Genomic DNA, 22057 nt, shown 5'->3' with positions numbered 1-22057 from the left:
CCGCCACACCCGGGACAGATCCCGGCGACGCATATTCCTCGCCCTTCAGCCAAGGGTTCGATACTGAATCCGGATTGTAGTGCATAGTCCTTGACCTGATAGGAGGTCGACCGGTGGTGTTCGATCGGAGTGGCTTCAGTCAATGGAATCCTCCGTCAGAGTTCGTATCCGAACAGTGGTGCATAGCGATGCAAGCGGTCACGAACCATCTCTTCGGTCTCATCGATTTCGCGGGCACTCGCGGTGACATGCTCGTCAGTGACCACGCCGGAAATCCCGGGCTCTTGACCGTCGAGATGCTCCGTGAGGATAAGGAGGTCCTGCCAGGAAACGATCTCCGCGAAACACGCAGCCGGATCATAGGTCCAAGACACGCCGATCGACTCAAACGCAGCGAAACGCTTGTGCGCCTCCGCCAGCGTCCAGCCTAGACGCCCCGCAGTCTGCACGAGCCATAGCGGCGTCACAGCGGCGACGTAAGAGGTTCTCCCTACGTCGTCCACCGATGTCAGCATTGCTAGGTCATACCGGTCCGCGGGCCTTCCAGGCAGCGACTTTCGGGCAGCCGAATCGACCTTGGGAAGAGGAGCACCAAGGGCACGATATGGCTCCAGCCGTTCGAGGAGAGCTTCGACCGGTTGTCGCCCGCTTGCCGCCGCGTGGACTATGTCGCCAGGATGCAGCGACCAATCCACCTCGAATTTACCTTCCCTGTCCAGTCTCCAATAGTTGGAACCTAGCAGCGCGATACATTCCTCTCGTCGAGGAGCCAAGCCCTTTGCTTCGAACGCAGTCGACGGAAGGGCAGCAAGATCGGCGGTATCGAAGTAGATACTCCTGAAATACTCGACTGACCTCGCTATATCGTAGTCGAGGAACCATGCTAGCTGAATGATCTCCGGCATGCTAACCGGCCGCCGAAGGTCAACGATATCGAGCAGACGCCGACGACGACGGAGCCGCCCCTCGTAGTCGTGAAACTCACGAGCTCCTACGCCGCGGAGTAGTTCGAGCACGGCAAGCCATCCCGGACAAAGCACACGACGGTGCGCATACCAGTCGAATTCATACAGCTCATCATTGATGATAGTAAGCTCGTCCTCGGTGAGCGATTCGGGGACTGAGCTGATAGCTGGCAGCTTAATCATTCCAATGCCCGCAAGACGTTCCAGGCAAATGAGTACATTTTCGACAGTTTCACCGGTCTTACTGGCAATCTGAAGGAGATGCAACCAAGAGAGCTCGAAACCCAGTGTCTCGGCACACCTCAGCGCTTCCTGCTCAATAAGAGTTAGATCTTGCGGATAGGACTGCCTGCCCGCAATCTGGTAACCGAGCGCAACGAAACGATCCAGCAAGTTGAGCACGTAGTCCACCGGCTGGCCGAGCTTCGAGCTCGCCCGGAGTACGTGAGCGGGGGAGATGGTAGAACTCACCCATGGAGACCAGACGAAAAGGTCCTCGGTAAACAACTCCACCTCGCCGCGAGTGAAGACATGGTCACCTAGCTCGCCGAGGCGGTCAGCAAGTATGCTAGTCCGATCAGACGGGATAAAGGCCGCTATTCGCCGAATCACCTCTCCAAGCGGAACACGAAGGTCAGCCGACGCCTTCGCCAGACTGCAGCACACCGCAGGGCCGCCCTCGTCCGCTGGCACGAGAGCAGCGACCGCATCGAGCAGAGCCTTTTCTTCCGTAGATTCCGGCAGGACCTCGTCCTTGTCAATGAACCGGTAGTCGATCGAAGGGATGCCACGTGCTGCGGAGAGATCGATCCCGGTGATCGCATAGCGACGGAGTCGCTTGATCCGTTCTGCGGGCGACTCGTCCCTGTCCGCTGCAGCCTCGAGAATCTCAGCGAGCGACGGCCGACCAAACTGACCCGTAGTCCGATATAGACGGCCGGACGAGTAGATCGTTCCGAGCACGTTCGCGTCCATAGGGCTTACAACCGGAAAGCCGGCAGTAGTCGCAGGTTCGGCCACGTGCTCCGAGCCGGCGAAGGCAGGACCCCCTTTCCAAGCACCCACTCGCCAAGCGGATATCCACCGGTTCCTCGCCGTTCCGCTCCACGGGATCATCTCGCCAGTGAACAGTTCACGATCGATCGGCAGGCAGCCGACTTGACTCAAGGGTGCACTGGTCCGCCCCCATGCGCCCTGTACAGAAACGTCGTGACCCTGAGCGAGCAGATAGGTGAAGATGTCTTCTGCGATGGCTGGCGTCTTGTCCGACACGTCCCATAGCCAGGGCAGGGTCAACCCAGCCCACTCCTGCAGGGACGGCAGCGATTCAAGTATTTGCTGCCGGATCCATTTCTTGTCCCATTTCCGCAACCGGTTGCGGTCAACGGTGAACTGCGGCCGATGTGGTCCACGTAGGTTGACGATGAGACCGTGGCTTTCCTCGTTCGTCCGGACACCATCTGCGGCGAAACCGCCTTCTCCCGGCACCCACCAGAGGTCGTCGCCATGTTTGAGCGGTTCCACGATGGCATCGGGAAACCGCAGCAATTCAGGCTGCCAGGTCTCGCGTGGGCCGTTTGCCTCGGCCACATCGACCGTGTACTCGGCGATCCAGAGCAAACGGCGTAAGGTGCGTAGCACCGACAGCGAGTCTTCGCCGGTCAGGTACAGCCGAATCCGGGTCCCACCTGCGGGCATTTCGTTTGATTGGGTGATTTGAAACAGGCTGCCACTGCTGGCAATACGAACACTGAATGCCTGAGAACCGACAACGTCGTCTTCACCAACCGGGCGAGTCGTGATATGAATTTCCTCGGCGATCATGAAGTAGCTGAAAACTCCCACGCCGAACTGGCTGTTAGGGATAAGTCGCAGTGGCGGATCGAGTTCCTGCCAACGCATCTGTTCCGAGCGGAACCCTGACCGGTACACGAACCGTTCGCCAGCGTTGGCGAACGTGCTCATCATCGTGTCCTTACTCATCCCGACGCCATTGTCAGTACACTCGATGAATTCTCGCCCCTCGGCATCGGTTCCCTGCCGGAACGAGATTCGCCCCGACCATTCCACGATGGAGCGATCGCGTCTGGTCAGGTAGCGCCGTCGGACATCCCGGTAGCGGCATGCGTCCAGCGCGTTCTGGTAAAGCTCGCGGATAGCCAGGTCGGGCTCGCCGTAGAGTTGGCGTCCCATCAGCAGTTCGCGCACCTTGTCATCGGAAAGTCGAAAGCGAAGCAGCGGGGTGTCGAACACCGGCAACCCATCCTGATTCTCAGGCCGGAGCCCCGCGCAATTCGCCCTGGAAGGGAGCTGGCCGATCAGCTCCTCTGCCGGGTCGAAGGCTGAGATGGTCTTGAGTACTACATCGGCGCGGTGCGCGAGGTCAGTGAACGCCGCGTGCAAGGCGGGATGCTCACAGACCGCATGCAATTCGAGATCGGCGCCGTTGTGCTCCCAGTGCGCGTTGACGGTCGCCGCGTGCAGTGCGGACAGCTGAACCTCGGCACCGATACCCAGGTGATCGACCACGACGGTCGATACGCGCCGGGGATCGGCGGCCATCACCCCACCAAGCCACAACGCGGCAGCCAGGGCGCGCATGCGGTGGTCGAACAGCCGTTGCCGCACGAGCTCAACAAGGCGCTGGTCGTCCGCCGAGGCGTCCACACACTCGATGAGGGTGTGGATCGTCGAGCAGAGTTCGTTCTCGGTCAGTGACACGGTTCCCCATCCGGTCGCCGCCCGCGCCAGCTGCCCGCATAGCTGATCGACACTCGGCTCGGCCGACAACGAGGGCCGGACCGCGAGCCATTGGTGGACCAACCACATCCCCAGCGCGTCCCTGGGCTCCGTACGCTTACGGCGGGCCAGCCCTTCCGCGCGGCGGCACACGTGCTCATAGATGGCGTGTGTGGTCTCGAGGTCGCTTCTGGCACCGTCGTGGAAGGTTCGGGTGAAATCAGTGGGCGCGATGGTCGCGGCGAGCCGAATGCCAGCACTCAGCGCGGCCTCGCGGAGGAACGGCGCCGAGATCAGCGCCGCCAGCTCGACCGCAGTCATCTGAGCCTCGCACGGGAGGCATTGATCGACGGCGGCTAGTACCCGAACTGGATAGTCCTGCGCCGTCCAGGGATCGACGATCTGGGCACGGGCGGTGAGGAACTCCTGCGCTTCTAACCATTGTTTGGCGCATTGATCGACGACACGAAGAACCGCCTCTCGTGCCTGCCCAGAAGTGGCGTCCTGGACACAGCGATTCCACAAGGGGGTGTTCTCGATCACTCGCCGCCAGGCTTCACCTACCTGATCACCTGCGCAGATCACAGAATCCCCGGGCTTCGTGACGCCATCGGAACGGTGCGCGACAACCAGCTCCGGTGTCTGTTCCAATCCTTCGATTCTCGCCGCTTTGCGCGTCATCCGTCGCGTGACCTCGGCGTATACCTCGTTCACGGTACGGGCAGAGTTACGCCGGTCCAGCACTTCTGCAAGCGCTTGGGTGAAGTAGCTACCGTCGTCGCCGTGCTGACTACGCTCACCGGGCCTGCAGCTGTTGAACAGTACGAAGGCGCCGTCCGATGGATACGGCAGCTCGCCACCGCCAGGCAATCGATCCAGTGAACCGGCTCGATCGTCGCGGCAGGCGTCCACGGCGAAGATGATTAGGCCAGCCCGGCATTCGCCGAGACGGCTGGGAATCAGCGAGACCAGGCTTTCCGGATCTGGCCCTTCGGATCCGGCGTAGGCATCTTGAGGAACCAGATAGCCCTTGCCGTCGATCGTGACACCGTGTCCGGAGAAGTAAAGCAGCAGAGTACCGCCAGGGGAGATGTCCCGGAAGGCTCTCATCGTGGCTGAACGGATCCGGTTTCCGGTGGGTTCTCGGCCTAATTTGTCACCGACGCCGCAGTGCTGAACCTCGTAGTTCGACTGGGCCAGCACACCTGCCATACGCCCGATGTCGGCAGCCACGACCTCATGCAGCGCTTCAAAAAGATCGTGATCACAAGAAGGGACACCGATCAGAAGCGCGAGCCGATCCGCCAAGGCCGTCTCCTAGCTTAGGTCGCTCATACGAACATACGAACGTCGGAGACAGCGAAGGGTTCGTTACAGTGCGCGACTGCTTCGTGGGGTCTGGATGTCGGGCAGGCGCCACGCAGACCACGCCGGGAAGCATTCGGGTTTGGCACTTGTTCAACGGGGGCTGACATCGACAGCCAGAGCTTCGATCTCGACGATGGCCCTGGCAAAGCCAATCCTTCTCGCTGGGCTGTGACGGGGCGAGATCCATCACGTGATTCGTATAGAATGTGCATCCCGGTCTTCCCTGCACCAGCCTGACAAGCCGGAGCCCGAGGAAAGGAACTCGAACTGCCGTTTGAATACGGTCCATGGTGAGGCGTCGATGAGTTCGACGTCGGCTTGCGCGGGTGAATCACTTGCTCCGCGGTGGTGAGGGTGCCGGAAGCGGCTCTTGACGTGGTCAGCCCAGCTTGAGCCACCCCAGCGCCAACGCCACGACGAACCCGCTCGCCAAGACGACGATCACACCGATGAGGATCAGCCATGCCACAGGCATCGCCTTGGACGGCATCGGTTGCGGATGCGAGAGTCCGGACGTCTGAGCGGAGTCGGGCGGTGTGTCACCCGGCCGGACGCCACCACCTGGTTCGCGGCGGGTCTTCTCGGGTTCCGGGTCGGGCGGCTGGGCTGTCATCGCCGGTGCTCCTTCGGTCGGTCTTCCCCTTCGGATACCCGAACGACGGCGACGAAACCCTGTCAGCCAAGTTGGGGTACATCGCCCGGGAAGCCGATGGGCAGCTGGTACATCCCGCGGGCGGTGCGGCCGCCCCCGAGCCAGCCGTGGAAGTGGATGTATCCGTCGACGACGTCGGCGCCTCCCGGCGCGTCGACCTTGCCACCGAGCAGATCGGTGGACAGGAACGGCGTGCCCGCCTTCACGAACGGCCCGCTCAGCGAGGGCGCGGAGGCATATCCCGTGTGGTAACCGGAACTCTGGAACGTGTCGGCGGAGTAGAACAGCAGGTACCGGCTCGGCGTTTTCACCACCGCCGGTGCCTCGACCACCGCGTTCTCCGACGCGAGATCGGCGCGCAGGAGCTCGATCCGCGGGCCGTCGGGTGTCCGTCCGTCGGCGCGCAGTTTCTGGGACCAGATCGCGGCCGGAGGCCCGACCGCCGCGCCGTCGCTCTTGTACAGCAAGTATCGCGAGCCGTCCGAGTCCACGAAGGTCTGCGGGTCGATGTCACCGCCGTCGCCGGGGACACAGATCAGCGGCCCGTCTCCGGCGGGTGTGTACGGCCCTTCGGCCTTCGCGGCGGTCGCGACGCCGATGCACATCTCCCCTCCGGGAGCCACCGCCGCGGAGAAGTAGAGCACGAACGTTCCGTCGGAAAGGCGGGCCACGTCGGGAGCCCAGAACCCGCCGTCGGGTTTCGCCCACTTCGGCACGGCCGCGAGAGCGTCACCGGCCACCCGCCAGGGCCCCTCCGCCGCCGGGGCGTGTGCGTACGGCACTTTCACCGCACCGGTGCTCGTGGAGAAGGCGAAGAAGCCGGAGTCGGTCTTGACGATGTCGGGGTCCGGGAAATCCTGCCCGATGAGCAGCTTCGGCGTGCCGATCGCGAAGGCGGGCGGCGAGGAGACGAGTGTCAGGGCCAAGGCGAGGATCACGAGCCGGCGCAGGAACTTCATGACCGATTCTGTGGACGGGACGACGCGGTCGGCAGCGTAACGCGGGCCTTGCCACCGGGAAGCGTGGATTTGGCCGTTCACCCGGTCCTGCGGGATTCAACCGCGAGACTTCGGGTAGTGGCGCTCCTTGTGGTGACGGACCACGGCGACCGGACAAGGCGCGTGGTGCACCATGGCGCGACTGACCGAGCCCAGAAGAGCGCGGCGTAACGGCCCGCGTCCGTGACTGCCGACGACGAGCAGCGCGGCACCCTCGGCTTGCTCCGCCAGCGCGTGGGCGGGCCGGTCGACCGCGATCACGCGCTGGACGGGAACCTCCGGATACCGTTCGCGATATCCGGCCAGCGCTTCGTCGAGCAGGGGCTTTCCCCGTTCCTCGATGAGCTCCCTGTCGTGCTCGGTGGGCGTCACCGCCATCGCTTCGAGCGGCAGATCGGACCACACGTGCAAGGCCACCAGCGCGCGGCCGTGCCGGGCGGCGAAGTCGTAGGCGAATCCGATGGCTTCCCTGCTGGTCTCGGATCCGTCGACGCCCACCACGACCTTCCCGTCACCGTCCGACGACGGTTCCTCGCCGGTGCGCACGACCACGATGGGCCGGTGGTAGACGTGCAGGAGTTCGTTGGCCGTCGAGCCGACCAGGAGCCTGGGCAGCGCGGTGAGCCCCGACGAACCGATGACCAGCAGATCCGCGTTCTCCGCGGCGTGGGCGAGCTCGTCGGGCGCGCGGCCGGACAGCAACCGCGTCGAAACGGTCAGCTCCGGCCATGCCCGGCGACATTCCTGCGCGATGTCGCCGAGCATGGCCTCGGCGTGCCGCTGCGCTGTTTCCTGCCCTGCTTCGAGGAATCCAGGCCGCGGCCAAGCCCCGCCACCGGGAACGGCTTCGGGCACGGGCGGGAATCCGACGACGTGGGCGACGACCAACCCGCGACCGCGGGCGGCTGCCTCCCCCGCGGCCCAGCGCACGGCCTTCCGCGCTTCTTCGGAGCCGTCATAACCTGCGACGACGGCTCCCTTGTCCATTGTGGATTCCGTGGACGACATGGCGTCACTCCCCAACCGCGGGCATTGACACCAGATGGGCTACCACGTCCGGCGGTCGTCGAAACGTCGAATCGCCCCGCTCGTCAGACGAGTGCCGCGATCAGCCCGATCACCAGCGCCGTCCGTTCCGGGATGTGCTTCACGAGGATGTGCTCGTCGCGTGCGTGGGCACCGCCGCCGACAGCACCGAGACCGTCGAGCACCGGGCGGCCCAGCGCCGACACGAAGTTGCCGTCGCTCGCCCCTCCCACCGCGGTCTCCTCCAGCTCCCAGCCCGCTTCGGCGGCCACCTTCCGCGCGGTCGCGAACAGCGCCCGCGACGGGTCGTTCGGGGTCATCGGCGGCCGGTTCCACTCCCCTTCGACCGAGATGCCCACGCGGGGATCGGCGGCTTCCAGACCGGCGAACACCTTGTCGATCCGGTCCATCTCGGACGGTTCGGCGACCCGGACGTCGACGCCGCAGCCGGCGCCGCCCGCGGTGACGTTACGACCGGTACCACCGGAAATCGTGCCGACGTTGACGGTGGTCCCGAGTTCGCGCGAGCCCGCGGACGCCAGCTGTCCGACGATCTCAGCGAGGGCGTGGATCGCGCTCGCTCCCGCGTACGGGTCCAGGCCCGCGTGCGCTTCGACGCCGGTGGCGGTCACGTCGAACAGGCCGACCCCCTTGCGCGCAGTCTTCAGCTTGCCGTCCAACGACGCCTCGAAGACGAGGGTGGCCAGCGCGCCCTCACTGGCCGCTTCGATGTACGGCCGCGAGTGGGGGCTGCCGATCTCCTCGTCGCCGTTGAAGAGGAACTTGACCGACGGATGAGGAAGGCCGAGTTCGCGGAGCCCTCGCAGAGCCCAGACCGATTGCACCAGGCCGAGTTTCATGTCGAACGCGCCCGGCCCGGTGACGCGGCCGTCCTCGTCGGTGTACGGCCATCCGGCGAGCGTGCCCGTCGGCCAGACGGTGTCGTAGTGACTCAGCAGCAGTACCGTGCCCGGCGCCGTCCCCGCGTAGCCCAGTTCGAGCACGTCGCCGCGGACCGTGTCGGTGTGGCGGGCCTCGGTGTCGGGTGAGCCGAGACGGTCGAAGACCCACGCCCGGATGGTGTCGAGGCCTGTGTCCAGCATCGGTTTGTCGTAGCTGTGCGTCTCCAGTTCGACGACGCGCCGGAGATCGTCGAGCATGGCGGGCAGTGCCTGCCGGGACCAATCCGTGTGTGACAAGAGAATCCCTTCCTAGCGAACGGGGGCGCCGGGGCCGAGCGGGATGCCGAACACCCAGAACACGAAGAACAGCAACGTCCACACCACCAGCAGGGCGAACGAGAGCGGGACCGTCATCGAGAACAGCGTGCCGATCCCCGCCGAACGCCGGTAACGCTGCAGGAAACCCAGCGCCATCACGAAATACGGGCTCATCGGGGTGATCGCGTTCGTGCACGAGTCCGCGATGCGGTACAGCGCCTGCGTGGTCTCCGGCGGGATGTCCAGCAACATCAGCATCGGCACGAACACCGGGCCGATCAGCGCCCACTGGGCGGAGCCGCTGGTGACGATCAGGTTGACCAGCGTCACCACGACGAGGATGCCCAGCATGACGACCGGTCCGGAGACGCCGGCGGTTTTGAGCAGGCCGGCGCCGTTGATCGCGGTGATCTCCCCGATGCCGGTCCATTTGAAATAGGCCAGGAACTGGGAGATGGCGAAGAACAGCACCAGGATCGGCGCCATCTCACGGAATCCGTGCGCCATGAACCCGGGGATGTCGCGACTGCTGGTCACCGTCCCGGCGACCTTGCCGTACGCCCAGCCCGCGGCCAGGAAGCCGAGCGCAAGGAAGATCGAGATGGACGTCAGCAACGGCGACTCGATGATGCTTCCGCCCTTGCCGCGCAAGGGCGACGACGCGGGCAGCACCGCCAGCACCAGAGCGACTACGAAGACGGCCAGCGCGATGAGCGCGGCGAGCAGGCCCCGTCGTTCCTCGCGGCTGAGCTTGAGCGAGCCGAGGTCGTCCTCCTCCGCGTCGTCGTCGACGGGCATCGCTTCGGCGCGCCGCGCGAGGACCTTCTCGGTCACGAGCGTGATCACGGCGGCCAGCACGACCGACGAGGCGAGCGAGAAGAAGTAGTTGGCCAGCGGGGTGACCGAGTAGGCCGGATCGATCGTCTGCGCCGCCGCCGTGGTCAGCCCGGACAGGATGGCGTCGGTCGGCGTGATCAGCGGGCTCGCGTCGTACCCGGCGGAGATGGACACGAACGCGACCACGATACCCAGGATCGGGCTCCGCCCCACCGCGCGGAAAGCCAAGGCTCCCAACGGGATCAGCACCACATAGGCCGCGTCGGACGCGACGTGGGACACCATTCCGGTGAACGCCAGCGCGAAGGTCACCCACCGCGGTGAGACCTTCGAAACACCGGACCGGAGCACGGCCGCGAGGAGGCCGGACCGCTCGGCGACCGCCACGCCGAGCATCACCACGAGGATCGTGCCCAGCGGCGGGAACGACGTGTAGCTCTTGACCGCGTCGGTCACCATCATCCGCACACCGTCGGCGGACAACAGGTTCTTCGCCTCGACCGTCTTGCCCGTCGCCGGGTTCACCGCCGACACGCCGGCCGCGCTGAGCGCCCAGCTGGCCAGTGCCAGCACTCCGCTCAGGATGACGAAGAGCCAGAACGGATGCGGCAGCTTGTTGCCGAGCCGCTCGACGCCGTCGAGCGCGCGCAGCAGGAGGTTCATCGGACGTGAGGTCGTTCTGGCCTGGCTGGAACTCACCGGCGCGGCTCCTTTCCTGATCGGAGGCCCATTACAAACTCAAACGACTGAATAGTGCAACCTTGAATCGAATTCTGCACGGATCAGTCAGGTGTGACGCTGCGATGACTGATACATTCACCAAGTGCTGACCGAACCCGACCTCGACCTGATCGCGGCGCTGCAGATCGCCCCGCGCGCGTCGGTCGCCACGCTCGCCGAAGCGCTCGACGTCTCCGCCAGCACGGTGGGACGGCGGCTGGTGCGCCTCGAGGAACAGCGGATCCTCCGCGTGATCGGTCAGGTCGAGTGGACGGCGAGGGCTCGCGGGAACCCGCGCCACGTCTGGGTCACCACCGAACCCGGCGCGTCCGGTTCGGCGGCGCAGGCGCTCGCCCGGTTTCCCGAGGTCCAGCTGGCGGCGGAGACGGCGGGCCGGTCGGATGTCTACCTGGCCGTGCACGTACCGGACCGGGCCGAGGCGCGCGAACTGCTCGCCGAGCGCATCCCCGGCGTGCCGGGTGTGGCGGGAACCCATTCGGAGCTGGTGCTGCGGGCGCTGACCAGGGCCGACTCCTGGCGCCTGCACCGGCTGAGCGAAGACCAGCAGAAGATCCTGTCCCGCGAACAGGTCGTCCCGGACGGTTTCGACGCCGACGACGTGGGCCCGGACGAGCGGCGGCTCATCGGGCTGCTGGCCGGGAACGGCCGGATCACCGCGGCCGAAGCGGGCCGGAGCCTCGGCCTCAGCCAGTCCACCGCCTACCGGCTGATCCAGTCGACGTTGCGGCGCGGCATCGTCCGGCCCCGTGTCGAGGTGGAACCCGCGCAGCTCGGCTACGAACTGGAGGCGGTCATCGCGCTGACCATCACCCCGGGCGCCATCCAGGCCGTGGCCGGGGAACTGGCGCGGCATCCGTCGGCGCGGTACGTGTCGATCGTCGCCGGCACCGCTTCGGTCATCCACCAGGGCGTGTTCCGCAACGAGGACGAGATGGCCGACTTCCTTACCAGGGACCTCGCTCCCCTGCCCGGCATCACCGCACTGCAGGTCTCCGTGGTGTTGCGCATGCTGCGCCGGTACTGGCTGTACCGGGAGGACGGCAGATTCGCCCCGGACCGCCCCTGAGACTCACCGGCACTACGGGCCGTACGCGCGCTCGAAGGTATCGACCGCCGACTCCGCGATACCTTCGAGTTCGGCCGCCGGGACAGCGCGAGTGCCCAGCCGCGAGCGGGACTCCAGCGGCCCGATCAGCAGAGCGAGGAACTGCTCGGCGGCCCTGGCCGGATCGCAGGAGCGAAGAGCGCCGGAAAGGGCGAGGCGGGCGAACCGGTCGGCCAAGGCCTCCGTCAGGTGCACCGACGTGCGGTCCTGCATGGTGACCGCCAGCTCGGGGAACGCGGCGAGCTCGGCGTAAGCCAGCGACCGGAGCGCGCGCGAACGCTCGCCGGAGCAGATGCGCAGCAGCCGGGAAGCCGCGGTCCGCAGTGTCGCGCGAACATCGGCCCCCGCCTCGCGGAGCGGCTCGATGGCGTCGAGCGTGTCGGCGGCGACGCTGTCGGCCGTCGCCGCCATGGCACCGCGGAACAACGCTTCCTTGTCGCCGAAATGGTTGTAGACAGTGGGTTTCGCGGCCTTCGCCTCGTCCGCGATCTCCTGGACGGATGCCCGGGCGTACCCGTGGCGCGCGAAGACCGTGAAGGCCGCGTCCAAGATCGTTTGGCGCTTGTCGACCCTCGCCTTCGTCACGACACGATCCTATCCACCGGACTTTCGGCGTCCGGCATTGCGCATGAACCCGCCCGTTCACTACTTTGAACTCGCCGGTTCAATCTACGGGAGGCAGTCTTGATCGTCCAGTTCATGCGCTTCGCGTTCCACGAAGACAGCACCGAGGAGCAGAAGGCCCGCGCCTTGGAATTGATCCGCCGGACCGCGGCGGTGGAGTCGGTGGCGTTTTCCACGGTCGGCAGGCTTCTCGGCGATGCGGCCGAGGGCTACACCCACGGCTATTCCTTCGGCCTCGCCGATCTCGGCGCGTTCGAGCGGTACATGTACGACCCCGTCCATCTGGCCGGCGACCCGGAGATCCTCCCGCACTACGCCAAACTGCACGTCGGACTCGCCGTTTCCGACGACCCCGATCCGGAGCTGGCCGCGAAGATCACCTCCGTCTACCAAGGAAAACTCGCCGAATACCCCGAGTGGGAACGGCTGATGGCGGCGATCCCCGAAGTCCGGTTCGGCTGACCCGCGGCCGCGACCGGCGCGTCGCTGTTCCCCGGCGCGGTGCTCCCCATCGGCTGGATCGCCGCCGGGGACCCGGCCACGCTGTTCTCGCCGGACCGGCACGACGAGCTCTGGGAACTACAACGCACCTTGGAATTCCCGGAGGTCGTGTACGGCGTCCCGAGAGGGACCACGATGCGCGAGATCATGTCGCGACAGGCCCGGTTCTACGGCGCGCACCAGGACGATCGGATTCTCGAAGACCGTCCGGACGACGACGCGTAGTCCGGAAGAAATGCGAGATACTCCCCGGGTGATCACGATGCAGCCCGTTCTGGAGGTCCGCGCGACGGACGGCTTCGCTCTCTGGCCTGTCGCCGAGACCGAATCGTTCGGGTACATGCCGCTCAACGGCGAACTCGCGTCTCTCGAGGTCGGAACAGCGGTGATGAACATCGCCGCCTGCAACGACATCGACCCTGAGGACGGCGTCCGCCCCCCGCGTCCCACCGACCCGCTGGGGTCGTTCCTGCACGGCCTGCTCACGCTTGACACCCTCTTCGCGGCCGGCGGGTTTAAGGTGACGGACAGCTCCACAGGCGTGAAGTTCATGCCGGGCTGTTGCAACGGTCTGGAGGACTGGCGCGAATGGCACCAAGTCGTCGAGGGCAGCGGCCAGGTCGGCTTCGGGCACGATCCCGATCCCCTCGCCGAACGCCACGGTGATGCCGTGCGGCTGACCGTCGACGCCGAGCGAAACGACAGCCCGACGATCGAGTTGCCTGCCGCCGATCTCCGGCATCTCCTCGCCGGAGCCGAGCACGACCTCACCGGTTTCCTGGCGCTGGCAACAGATTGGGCCGAGAGTAACCTGCCCCGCCACGACGGCCCGGTCATCGCCGCCCTCGCCCGCGCACTGGACCTCCGAGTCGGCAGCTGGTGATCGGCACTATTCGCCGGGCTCCACGGGATAGACGAGGTGCGTGACCTTCTTGCCCTGGATGACCCGGGGCTCGCCGAATTTCCGGGGAGCGGTGCCGAGTGTGTCCACGAAACGGACTCCGTCGCCGAGCATGAACGGCACGAGGTCGATGCGGATCTCGTCGAGCAACCCCTCTTCCAGCGCTTCGCGGGCTACGACGCCCGGGCCCACGCCGACGTTCTTGTCCCCGGCGACCGCCTTGGCCTGCTCGATGGCGGCCTTGACGCCGCCCTCGGTCACGAAGACGAACTCGGCGCTTTCGGGAGCCCAGCCTTCAGGCACCGAATGAGTGACCACGAAGACCTGCACGCGCATGGGGTGCTGTCCGCCCCAGCCGTCCATGCCGTCGAACTGGTTTCGCCCGACCACCAGAGCCCCGTAGCCCTCGATCATGTCGCGGACATAGTCGGCGGACGCCTCGGAGACCAGGTACGACCGGCCCGACGCGGTGGGCACCTCGACATCGCCGGCACGGCACCACGCGAAAAGGTACTCGAACCCCCCGTTCTCCGGACCGGCGATGAAACCGTCCAGCGAGACGGACGCCTGAGTCGCCACTTTTGGCATGAGAAATCCCTTCCAGCACGAGGAATCGAGACTTGCGACCCTGGCAGCGTCACCGGTCGTTGTCCACTTCTCCCGTGCTCGACAACACCGCGACCACGCGATCGGTCTTTCGCCGCGTACCGGTCGGACGTCCGCGAATACATCACGTGCAGCAGGCGGCCGGAAGACCACCTCGTGATCGTGGTCGGCAACCGGAGCGAGCTGCGCCTTGAACCGCGGTCTTCTCCGGAAGCCGGCTACACGCAATGGATTCAGGTACAAGTGCGACCGGGATCGCGCGATCAGCGCGAACTCGCGAAGGTAAGGCCATACCGGCGTTCCTTCCTGCTGGGAGTCGCGCAACGCCAGAAACCCGGTCTCTTCCGCAGCAGCCACGACTCGCACGACAGTCAGTGCGCAGCAGGTGAACCACGCAGGTCTGGGTGATCGTCTGCGGCCAGACGGTGGTGATCGCGTCGGGCAGGCCGATCAGGCCGTCGCAGACGGCCATGAGCACGTCGGCCGCGCACCGGTTGTTCAGCTCGGTGAGCACATGCAACCGGTATTTGGCGCCCTCGCAGGTCACCCGTCAACGCGACATGGATCACCGATCAGCTTCAGCCCCGGCCTTGGCACGGCTCAGCAGCTGCTCGACGAGCTGCTCATCCAGCGCATCCAAGCCGGTCTCGGACTTCGAATCCTCGGCGTTCTCCACCGCTCGTTTTACAGTTCCGTCTCTTGTTCGAGATCGGGGTGATGGGGAGTGCGGAACTTGGCTCGGTTCAGGACTGGTGCCCGGTTGCCCAGGTACGTATCGCGGTATGCAGTTGCTGGTCGTGGCTGAGAGCGGGTGGTTCGTGGTGCCGCACGGTATTGCGGTCGTCGGCCGGCCAGAACTGCACGATGAAGCGTTCGCTGCGGTGGATGATCGCGTTCGGGTCGGCGTCGAAAACGCTGTTCACGTCTTCGACACCCCAGCGGTGGACGCGGACGTGGTGCGGGCCGGGAGCGGAGAGCCGGAGTGCGCCGGTGTCGGGCGCTGTGGCCATGGCGCCCTGGGCGGAGATGTCCGCGGCGGTGAATCTGACGGTCTGTGTTTCGGTGTCGCTGTGGGCCGGGGCACCGGCTGTGGGTTCGCTGTCCCAGGCTTCGAGGTGGACCAGGGCGTAGGCGGTGTAGTCGCCGGCGACGAAGATCGCGAGGGCGTCTCGTATCGGCAATGTCAGGTTGTGCGGCTGGTCGAAGGGGAATCGCGGCGGCTCGGTGAGCCCCCGCGATTGGATGGTGAAGTGTTTGTAGTCGATACCGACCAGGCCGTGGACTGGCTGGGTCAGGAGTGTCGCCATGGCCGGTAACTGTAGCGGTTAGCCGGCCTTCACCCAGTACTCATCGAGGGTTCCGTCGGCGACGGGGTCCTCGTCGTAGAGGATCCGGTCCCAGCGCAGGTAGGTTTGCAGAGCGTTGCCCGCGAGCCCGTTCTGGCCTCCGTTGACGTATTTGACGGAGAAGTTCCCGTCGCCCTGCACAGTGGTCGCGAACGGGTACTCGTCGCATTCCTGCCCAGGTTGTTTCGGTGGCAGCGTTCTACAGGCCGCGTCCTTGGCGTTGCGGTTCTTCGTCCAAGTGTCGAGACCGTAGGGAACCCTGTTCAGCCCTGCCGAGTTCGGGATGCCGCCCCAGTGGCCGGGAATCAGTTTCCCCGGCCTGGGCGGATGCGTGGCCCCGGGGTTGAGGTGTGCCAGTTTGATGTGGTCGACGACCTCGTTGTAGCCCTGGCCGTATTCGTAGTTGAGACGAGGGATCACGTCGGTGAACACGCAGGCCTTCGGGGCTCCGGCGAAATAGTCCGCGGAGTCGCAGCGGAACCCCGGTCTGGTGAGGGAGTCCAGTTCCACGGGCCGGTTGAAGTCATCGAGAGCGCTTCCTCGCAGGACGAAAAGGTTCCGGAGCACCTTCTCGGGTTGCTGGGTCGCGGCGGCTTCGTCGGAGCTGAGGTTCCAGTTGACCCATTCCCCGTCGTCCCAGTCACCGACGTCCATCGTCACATACTTTCGATCGGCGGAGCAGCCCACAGTCAAGTCGACGCACTCGACTTTGAGGCTCAGGGTGGACCAGCCGGAGAAGCTGCCGCTGGTGTCGTAGTCGTCGCCATGGAACCAGTAATGGACCTGGCGGGTGAAGGGATTGGCCACCGCCTGCGCCCGGTACTCGACGGTGAACTCGCCTTCCTTCTTCCCGTTGTAGATGTACTCGCCATGGACCTTGTTCTTCTGACACCAGTAACCACGGAACAGGACATGGCCACCGATTCCGTCCGCTCCAGGACGGCTCAGGCATTCGTTGAGCAGCCACTCGGGCGGCGGTTCTACCGCCGCGGTGGCGAGCTGGGCCTGCAGTGCGTCCACGTTCTTCAGCTCATCGGCGTTCGTGTCCGCAACATTGTCGTGGTTCCTCGCGGCGTAACGCCGGGCCTCCTCGACTGTCCCGTTCCGCGCTTCCGGTCGGAGCGTGCTGACCGCGCCATCCGCGCGCAGCAGATCTGAGACTGTTCCCCCAGCATATTCGTCCGCGATGGCGTCCGCCTGCGCCGTGACCGGAGCGGGCACTGCGAACGCGGCGATGACAGACATCGTCAAAGCGCCGAGAAGTTTCCTCACTTTCGATCGCATATATTTCCCCTCTGGCTGTGTATCGAATTCACGGTGAACGTGATTCGGCACGTATTACCTGATTGGAAATGCTGACCCAGTTTCAGCGAGAGGCGATCTCTCACCGTCGGCGGCTACGGTTCCGTGACGCAGAAGTGAAAGCAACCGCCATTTGGCCGATTGCGGTATCGAACGTCATATTCGCAGGGCGTCCTTGTTCTTTGGAAACCTGCGTCCTCCGCGGAGTGAAGGGGTATTCGCCACACGATTTGATAGTCGCCCGTGTCCGCGATTCCGGATTTCGCTCCGCGTGCCCCAGGACCTGACGTTCGATGCGTCGGGCCCTGGCGCTACCGCGTCGGTTCGTCTTCGAAATCCGGGCGGAGCCGCCAACCGAGCAAACCCTGAACCGGCTCGTCGCAGCCGGCGGTCTCAGGGGCCGGGGCCGCCCGTTCTGCGGCGTCACGGGCGTCGTCGGGTCGGCCGGCGGCGGTGAAGATGCGTTCCAGTTCGCGCCATACCTGAACTTCCGCGCGACGGTCACCGATCTTCGCGTAGGTCACGGCGGCGGCGACGAACGCCTGCACGGTGTCGGCAAGCCAACCCGCCTCGCGGAACACCACACCCAGGTTGCGCCACGTCTGCGCCGCGCTGCGCCTGTCGCCGACTTCCTCGAAGGCAGTTCCCGCAGCGAGGAACACATCGATCGCGTCGCCACGCTGCTGGAGCTCGTACAAGGTGATCGCCAAGTTGCCTCGCGCCATCGCCGCATGAGGTCGGTCGCCGATTTCGTGGAAGATCGCCACCGCCGCGGTGTGCTCGTCGAGAGCGCGGATGTGATCGCCCCTTTTCTGGAGCGCGGAACCGGCGTTGCTTCGCGCGGCGGCTTCGCTGCGGCGGTCACCGAGTTCCTGGAAAAGGTCAGCGGCATAGAGGTGGTAGCTTGCCGCTCTCCCGGCGTCGCCCACGCCCTGCAACGCCAAGCCCATGTCGTCCATCATCCGGCCGTCGATGGCCAGATCGTCGAGGAGTACGCGGCCGGCCAGCAGCGCGGTGTTCAGATTGTGGAGGGCCTCCTCGAACCGTCCGGCCTCGGTCAGGGCGGCCGCCAGATTGTCGATGGCCAGCACCGTCGCTACCGGGTCACGCAACCGGCGCGCCGATCGGTCGGCGATCCGGGCGACGGCGCCCCAGTCGGCCACCTGACGCCGCCAGGACCAGAGATTCGACAGGGCGAAAGCCAGATCCACCACCTTCTGATGTTGTTCGGCCTCCTCGGCTGTCGCCACCGCGGCGACCAGGCACGCCTGTTCCGTGTCCAGCCAGGTCAGTGCGTCCTGCCAGCCGGTGAACGGCCCGCCGTGAGGGTGCGGTGCCTGGGAGCGCACCGTCGCCATCCAGTCCAGCGCGGCTCGCGTCGTCACCAGGTAGTGGTCGAGCACCCGGTCGGTCGCGGCGGCGAGCTGCGCCGAGCTGATGCCGAGATCGGCCACGGCGTGCCGGGCGACTGCGAGGCGCAGCAAGTCGTGGAACTGCCAGCGCCGCGGGCCACCCAACAGCAGGTGGGCGCGGGTCAGCACCCGCAACCGCACCCTCGCGACCACCTCGTCCACACCCAGCACCGCCGCCGCGGCCGCCGAACCGGAGTCCGGGCCGGGCGCGATCGTCAGCAGGCACAGCAACCGGGCCGCCTCGGGATCTCGGGTGCGCAGCCGGTGCCAAGACGTCGCGAACGCGGCGTGTATCCCGCCGACACCGTCATCCAGTACGTCCAACCGGGTTCGCGTGTCAGCCAGGTCGGTGGCGAGCTCCCCCAGGGTGAAGTCCGGTTCCTCGGCCAAGACGCCCGCGGCGATCGCCACGGCTTGAGGCAGCCACCCGCACCACCGCAGCACCTCCGCCACAGCGGCGGCATCGGCCACCCGAGGATCAGCAGGCAGGCCGCGGCTCCGGGCCCGCTGGTGCAGCACGGCCCGCAGCAGCTCCGCTGCCTCATCGGGCGCCAGCACACCCAGCTCCACTCGATCGGCGCCGGCCAGAGGCAGAGTGTCACGCGACGTGATCAGCACCCGGTGAGCGCGGGCAGCGAACGGTGTCGGCAGCAGATCGCGGACTTGATCGGGATCCGCGGCGTTGTCCAGCACCACCAGCACCCGCTGGTCCCGAGCGGCCAGCAGATCGAGGTGCCGGTGATAAGCGGTCGGCTGCTGCGCCACGTCGGTCGGGATCCCCTCGGCCGGCACGCCCAGCGCCCGCAACGCCGACGCGAACACCTGACCGGGCCGTATCCGGTTCTCCACAGTGGGTTCATAGCCGCGCAGATCCACGAAAACCGCACCGCCGGGAAACCACCCCGAAGCCACCGCCTCCGCGGCGACCCGTCGGACCAGCGCGGTCTTGCCGATCCCTCCCATACCTTGCACCACGCCGGCCACCGGGCGGGCGACGCCGGGTTCGGTGGGCGCCAGAAGCCCGGTCAGCCGCTCGAAATCCGGGGCCCTTCCCACGAACACCTCGGCGTCGGGCTCGGCGTGAATCGCCGTCACCACCGCGGCGCTTTCCGGGACAGCGCCCTGAACCTGGAGGTAGAGCATGTTGTGGTCGCCGACCTGCACACCCTGCCCGTAACGGGCGTCGACCGCCGTGGGCTTCGGTTCGTCGGCCGACGTGGTCACTGCGACGATCGCGAGCCGAAGTTCAGCGTCATCGAGTTGTGGTCGCCGACCTGCACGCCCTGTGCCTCGCGGGCATCGACGGCGAACTTGCCGCCGGCCGAACCGGGTCGATCAAGCAGGTCTCGCGCGGCGGCGACCAACTCGTCATCGGGTTCGAGGTCCACTCCGTCCAGTGCTCGAGCGAGCTCGGCCCGGATCCGCTGTTCCCGGTCGGGTACGGAATCGTCGCGGGCCGCTTCTTCGAGTTCCTCGGCCGCCTTCCTCCCCAGCCGCCGACGTAGCCCGCCGACCAGGCCACCGTAAGCATCCTTGACCGCGAGCGAGGCGGTGTCCTTGGCCCCGACCGCCGCTCCCGCGACCAGCGCGGCTGCCACCACATCCACCAGATCCCCCACCATCGCGCCTCCCTACGCCCGAGCCAGACGACCAGTCTGCCCCGCACCACCGCCCTTCGACCAGACCGGCGATCTGGCAGGACTTCGGAGGTCAGCAGGGAGGCCAGGGTGCTCTCGTATCCCCATAAGCCGTCGGCGCGAGGATCCGCTCCACGCCCTCCCGGTACGTGGTGACCCGGAAGTCCGGGAAACGGGCCGCGAATTTCGAGCTGTCGAAGATGTTGTCGTCGCGGTAGCGGGCGAGCAGCTCGTACATCTCGTCGAGCGGCTTGACGAAGCGGCGCCCGAGACGGAAGGCGAACATCGGCAGCACCGTGTAGCCGATCTTGCGGCCGGTGACCTCGCCGGCGATCTCGACGAGCTGGGCGTACGTTCGCCGGTTCGGGTCGACCGGCAGATGCCATGTCTGGCCGTAGGCGTCCGGGGTGTTGCCGAGCAGGGCCAGTGCCCGGCTCGCGTCGGGAGTCCAGATCAGGGAGCGCTTGGCGCGGGCGTCGACCGGGACGAACGGCCGCTTGCCCGCCCGGATCCGGTCGAACACCAACGAGTTCGTGTAGCTCGTGGTCCGGCCGGGCCCGTAGAACTCGGGGGCGCGGCCGATGAGGCCCTGGACCCGGCCCGTTCGCATGGCCTCCAGCAGCATGGTGGCGAGTTCGCCGCGGACACGTCCTTTGCGGCCGCCCGGCGCGAATGCCGTGGACTCGGTCTGGGGCGCCGACGTTCCGGGATACATGTAGGTGTTGTCGAAGAAGACGAGCTTCGTTCCGTGTTCGGCGCAGGCGTCGATGACGTTGCGCATGATGACGGGGAACTGCCGCTCCCACAGCTGCGAGTCCAGGGGCAGCCCGACGGTGAGGTAGGCGATTTCGCTGCCCGCGACAGCACGGCTGGTGGCCGCGGCATCGGTAAGGTCCGCGGCCACGAGCTCGTCGGTGTCGTTGACCTGCTTCGGCTTGCGGCTGACGAGCCGGATGTCTGTGGTGTGGTTGCGGTGGAGCTCGTTCACGAGCTCGTCGGCGATCGGTCCGCCGGCGCCGAGAACGGTCTGCATTCGGGTCTCCTTTGAAGTGTCGGGGGGGCAGCTCAGGTGATCACGGTGAAGCCGATGCCTGCGTCCTGGAGCCGGCGCGTCAGGTTCTCGCCCATCGCGGCGGCGGTGGTGACCTGGCCGGCGGTGGGCGGGTTGTCGTCGAAGGCCAGGCACAGCGCCGACTCGGCCAGCATCTTGGCTGTCTCGGTGTAGCCGGGGTCTCCGCCGCTGACCTGGGTGTGCACGCTCTCACCGCCGCCCTCGCCGACGAAGTCGACGGTGAACCACGTGCGGTCGCGCCGCTCCGCCGACGGCCCCTCGCCTTGCGGGATGCGTCGGCCGATGGCGCGGCGCAGGGGCGGGATCTGCACTGCTGCCAGGGCGGCGGCGAAGCCGGCGACCGCGCCGGCGACGGTGGTGGCGCGTCGGACCCCGGCGTAGTGGGAGTAGGTGAAGTCGGGCCCGTAGTCCGGGCGAGCGAGCGCGGACCGCCGGACGACGTCGGGGTCGATCGTGGGCAGCGGGATCAGCCAGGTCCCGAGCACGCGGTCGCGATGGGGGCGGCCGACACGGGCGCGAACCTGTCGTCCCCGCGGTCGCGGCTCGAGCCGGCGGCGTCCGGCCGCGGCCAGCAGCATGGCGCGCGGTCGCGACAGCTGGCCGAGACCGGAGTGCAGCGTGCCGCCGGAGATGGTGGCGTTCGTGCGGACCACGCCCCGAAGGGTCACCGGCACCCCGGACGGCAGCTGCTGGACGGTGAAGAGCGCGCCGAGATCGTGCGGGATCGAGTCGAAGCCGCACGCATGGACGATACGAGCGCCGGTCCGCTCGGCCGTCGCGTGGTGCTCGACGTACATCCGGTCGACGAACTCGGGCTCGCCGGTGAGGTCGACGTAGTCCGTGCCGGCCGCGGCACAGGCGGCCACGAGCGGTGCGCCGTACTCCAGGTAGGGGCCGACCGTGGTGATCACGACCCGCGCGGACTCCGCGACGCGGGCCAGTGACAGAGGATCCGAGGAGTCCGCGTGGAGAAGCGCGATGTCCTCCCCCCCCCCCCCCCCCCCC

18 protein-coding genes and 1 pseudogene are annotated in these 22057 nt (G+C 66.5%); 4 read left to right on the top strand and 15 right to left on the bottom strand.

The genetic code is table 11. The features are described 5' to 3' along the window. Nucleotides 1-155 precede the first annotated feature (155 nt). The 6 genes from ED92_RS32640 to ED92_RS32615 all read right to left on the bottom strand — a co-directional run bounded on the left by ED92_RS32640 (nucleotide 156) and on the right by ED92_RS32615 (nucleotide 10468). Complete coding sequence (locus ED92_RS32640; protein WP_081975974.1) at nucleotides 156-5012, bottom strand: caspase family protein; 4857 nt, start codon at nucleotides 5010-5012, stop codon at nucleotides 156-158. 439 nt (nucleotides 5013-5451) lie between these two features. Beyond that, nucleotides 5452-5685, bottom strand: a complete 234-nt coding sequence (locus ED92_RS32635) for a DUF6480 family protein (RefSeq protein WP_037345055.1) — start codon at nucleotides 5683-5685, stop codon at nucleotides 5452-5454. 62 nt (nucleotides 5686-5747) lie between these two features. Then, nucleotides 5748-6683 (bottom strand): glycoside hydrolase family 43 protein, encoded by a 936-nt coding sequence (locus ED92_RS32630; protein WP_037345053.1) that lies wholly within the window; start codon nucleotides 6681-6683, stop codon nucleotides 5748-5750. A gap of 96 nt (nucleotides 6684-6779) precedes the next feature. Continuing rightward, nucleotides 6780-7730, bottom strand: coding sequence for a universal stress protein (locus ED92_RS32625; protein WP_235213416.1), 951 nt, complete (start codon nucleotides 7728-7730; stop codon nucleotides 6780-6782). An 83-nt stretch (nucleotides 7731-7813) separates the two neighbouring features. Beyond that, nucleotides 7814-8908: a M20 family metallopeptidase gene (locus ED92_RS32620; protein ID WP_052120994.1), complete on the bottom strand. Its 1095-nt coding sequence runs from the start codon at nucleotides 8906-8908 to the stop codon at nucleotides 7814-7816. 51 nt (nucleotides 8909-8959) lie between these two features. Then, nucleotides 8960-10468 carry an AbgT family transporter gene (locus tag ED92_RS32615; RefSeq protein ID WP_037345051.1) on the bottom strand — a complete coding sequence of 503 codons (1509 nt, stop codon included), beginning with the start codon at nucleotides 10466-10468 and terminating at the stop codon, nucleotides 8960-8962. A gap of 160 nt (nucleotides 10469-10628) precedes the next feature. On the opposite strand from ED92_RS32615, the gene ED92_RS32610 reads away from it, so the two are divergent. Further along, on the top strand, nucleotides 10629-11612 hold the full coding sequence (locus tag ED92_RS32610) for an Lrp/AsnC family transcriptional regulator (protein WP_037345050.1): 984 nt from the start codon (nucleotides 10629-10631) through the stop codon (nucleotides 11610-11612). Between the two features lie 12 nt (nucleotides 11613-11624). Here ED92_RS32610 and ED92_RS32605 read toward each other — a convergent pair whose 3' ends face one another. Continuing rightward, nucleotides 11625-12236, bottom strand: coding sequence for a TetR/AcrR family transcriptional regulator (locus tag ED92_RS32605; RefSeq protein WP_037345049.1), 612 nt, complete (start codon nucleotides 12234-12236; stop codon nucleotides 11625-11627). 114 nt (nucleotides 12237-12350) lie between these two features. On the opposite strand from ED92_RS32605, the gene ED92_RS32600 reads away from it, so the two are divergent. Genes ED92_RS32600 through ED92_RS32590 form a run of 3 tightly spaced genes read left to right on the top strand, consistent with a single transcriptional unit; the run spans nucleotide 12351 to nucleotide 13659 of the window. Then, entirely contained in the window at nucleotides 12351-12737 is a 387-nt protein-coding gene (locus ED92_RS32600) for a Dabb family protein (RefSeq protein ID WP_200882772.1), read from the top strand. Between the two features lie 39 nt (nucleotides 12738-12776). Further along, nucleotides 12777-13001 (top strand): hypothetical protein, encoded by a 225-nt coding sequence (locus ED92_RS32595; RefSeq protein ID WP_235213415.1) that lies wholly within the window; start codon nucleotides 12777-12779, stop codon nucleotides 12999-13001. Between the two features lie 37 nt (nucleotides 13002-13038). Further along, a complete protein-coding gene (locus tag ED92_RS32590) occupies nucleotides 13039-13659 on the top strand; it encodes a hypothetical protein (RefSeq protein WP_235213442.1) in 621 nt (206 codons plus the stop codon). Nucleotides 13660-13665: 6 nt separating this feature from the next. On the opposite strand, the gene ED92_RS32585 is transcribed toward ED92_RS32590, so the two are convergent. The 8 genes and pseudogenes from ED92_RS32585 to ED92_RS32555 all read right to left on the bottom strand — a co-directional run. Then, on the bottom strand, nucleotides 13666-14265 hold the full coding sequence (locus ED92_RS32585) for a dihydrofolate reductase family protein (RefSeq protein WP_037345039.1): 600 nt from the start codon (nucleotides 14263-14265) through the stop codon (nucleotides 13666-13668). A 394-nt stretch (nucleotides 14266-14659) separates the two neighbouring features. Continuing rightward, nucleotides 14660-14821, bottom strand: a pseudogene (locus ED92_RS43460) (transposase); the annotation flags it as partial. A gap of 205 nt (nucleotides 14822-15026) precedes the next feature. Next, nucleotides 15027-15590 (bottom strand): hypothetical protein, encoded by a 564-nt coding sequence (locus ED92_RS32580; RefSeq protein ID WP_037345037.1) that lies wholly within the window; start codon nucleotides 15588-15590, stop codon nucleotides 15027-15029. Nucleotides 15591-15608: 18 nt separating this feature from the next. Then, nucleotides 15609-16964, bottom strand: a complete 1356-nt coding sequence (locus tag ED92_RS32575; RefSeq protein WP_235213414.1) for a NucA/NucB deoxyribonuclease domain-containing protein — start codon at nucleotides 16962-16964, stop codon at nucleotides 15609-15611. Between the two features lie 278 nt (nucleotides 16965-17242). Further along, a complete protein-coding gene (locus ED92_RS32570; protein ID WP_152611074.1) occupies nucleotides 17243-19507 on the bottom strand; it encodes a tetratricopeptide repeat protein in 2265 nt (754 codons plus the stop codon). Nucleotides 19508-19563: 56 nt separating this feature from the next. Beyond that, on the bottom strand, nucleotides 19564-19965 hold the full coding sequence (locus ED92_RS32565) for an RIP homotypic interaction motif-containing protein (RefSeq protein WP_037345033.1): 402 nt from the start codon (nucleotides 19963-19965) through the stop codon (nucleotides 19564-19566). 88 nt (nucleotides 19966-20053) lie between these two features. Continuing rightward, on the bottom strand, nucleotides 20054-21013 hold the full coding sequence (locus ED92_RS32560; RefSeq protein WP_052120990.1) for an NAD-dependent epimerase/dehydratase family protein: 960 nt from the start codon (nucleotides 21011-21013) through the stop codon (nucleotides 20054-20056). A gap of 32 nt (nucleotides 21014-21045) precedes the next feature. Next, on the bottom strand, nucleotides 21046-22057 hold a 1012-nt coding region (locus ED92_RS32555; protein ID WP_063777636.1), incomplete at its 5' end, for a trans-acting enoyl reductase family protein.

Source organism: Amycolatopsis sp. MJM2582 (assembly GCF_000754115.1).
In the GTDB taxonomy this organism is placed as follows: Bacteria; Actinomycetota; Actinomycetes; order Mycobacteriales; family Pseudonocardiaceae; genus Amycolatopsis; species Amycolatopsis japonica.
Note: the sequence above shows the minus strand (reverse complement) of the source record. Positions and strands in the feature narration are given on the sequence as shown.

What these genes read in the sequence shown, in the direction of transcription:
- ED92_RS32590 (WP_235213442.1), top strand. Translation starts at nt 13,039, where the DNA reads ATGCAGCCCGTTCTGGAGGTCCGCGCGACGGACGGCTTCGCTCTCTGG.
- ED92_RS32630 (WP_037345053.1), bottom strand. Translation starts at nt 6,683, where the DNA reads ATGAAGTTCCTGCGCCGGCTCGTGATCCTCGCCTTGGCCCTGACACTC.
- ED92_RS32615 (WP_037345051.1), bottom strand. Translation starts at nt 10,468, where the DNA reads ATGAACCTCCTGCTGCGCGCGCTCGACGGCGTCGAGCGGCTCGGCAAC.
- ED92_RS32620 (WP_052120994.1), bottom strand. Translation starts at nt 8,908, where the DNA reads ATGCTCGACGATCTCCGGCGCGTCGTCGAACTGGAGACGCACAGCTAC.
- ED92_RS32600 (WP_200882772.1), top strand. Translation starts at nt 12,351, where the DNA reads ATGCGCTTCGCGTTCCACGAAGACAGCACCGAGGAGCAGAAGGCCCGC.
- ED92_RS32585 (WP_037345039.1), bottom strand. Translation starts at nt 14,265, where the DNA reads ATGCCAAAAGTGGCGACTCAGGCGTCCGTCTCGCTGGACGGTTTCATC.
- ED92_RS32580 (WP_037345037.1), bottom strand. Translation starts at nt 15,590, where the DNA reads ATGGCGACACTCCTGACCCAGCCAGTCCACGGCCTGGTCGGTATCGAC.
- ED92_RS32625 (WP_235213416.1), bottom strand. Translation starts at nt 7,730, where the DNA reads ATGTCGTCCACGGAATCCACAATGGACAAGGGAGCCGTCGTCGCAGGT.
- ED92_RS32560 (WP_052120990.1), bottom strand. Translation starts at nt 21,013, where the DNA reads ATGCAGACCGTTCTCGGCGCCGGCGGACCGATCGCCGACGAGCTCGTG.
- ED92_RS32635 (WP_037345055.1), bottom strand. Translation starts at nt 5,685, where the DNA reads ATGACAGCCCAGCCGCCCGACCCGGAACCCGAGAAGACCCGCCGCGAA.
- ED92_RS32565 (WP_037345033.1), bottom strand. Translation starts at nt 19,965, where the DNA reads ATGGTGGGGGATCTGGTGGATGTGGTGGCAGCCGCGCTGGTCGCGGGA.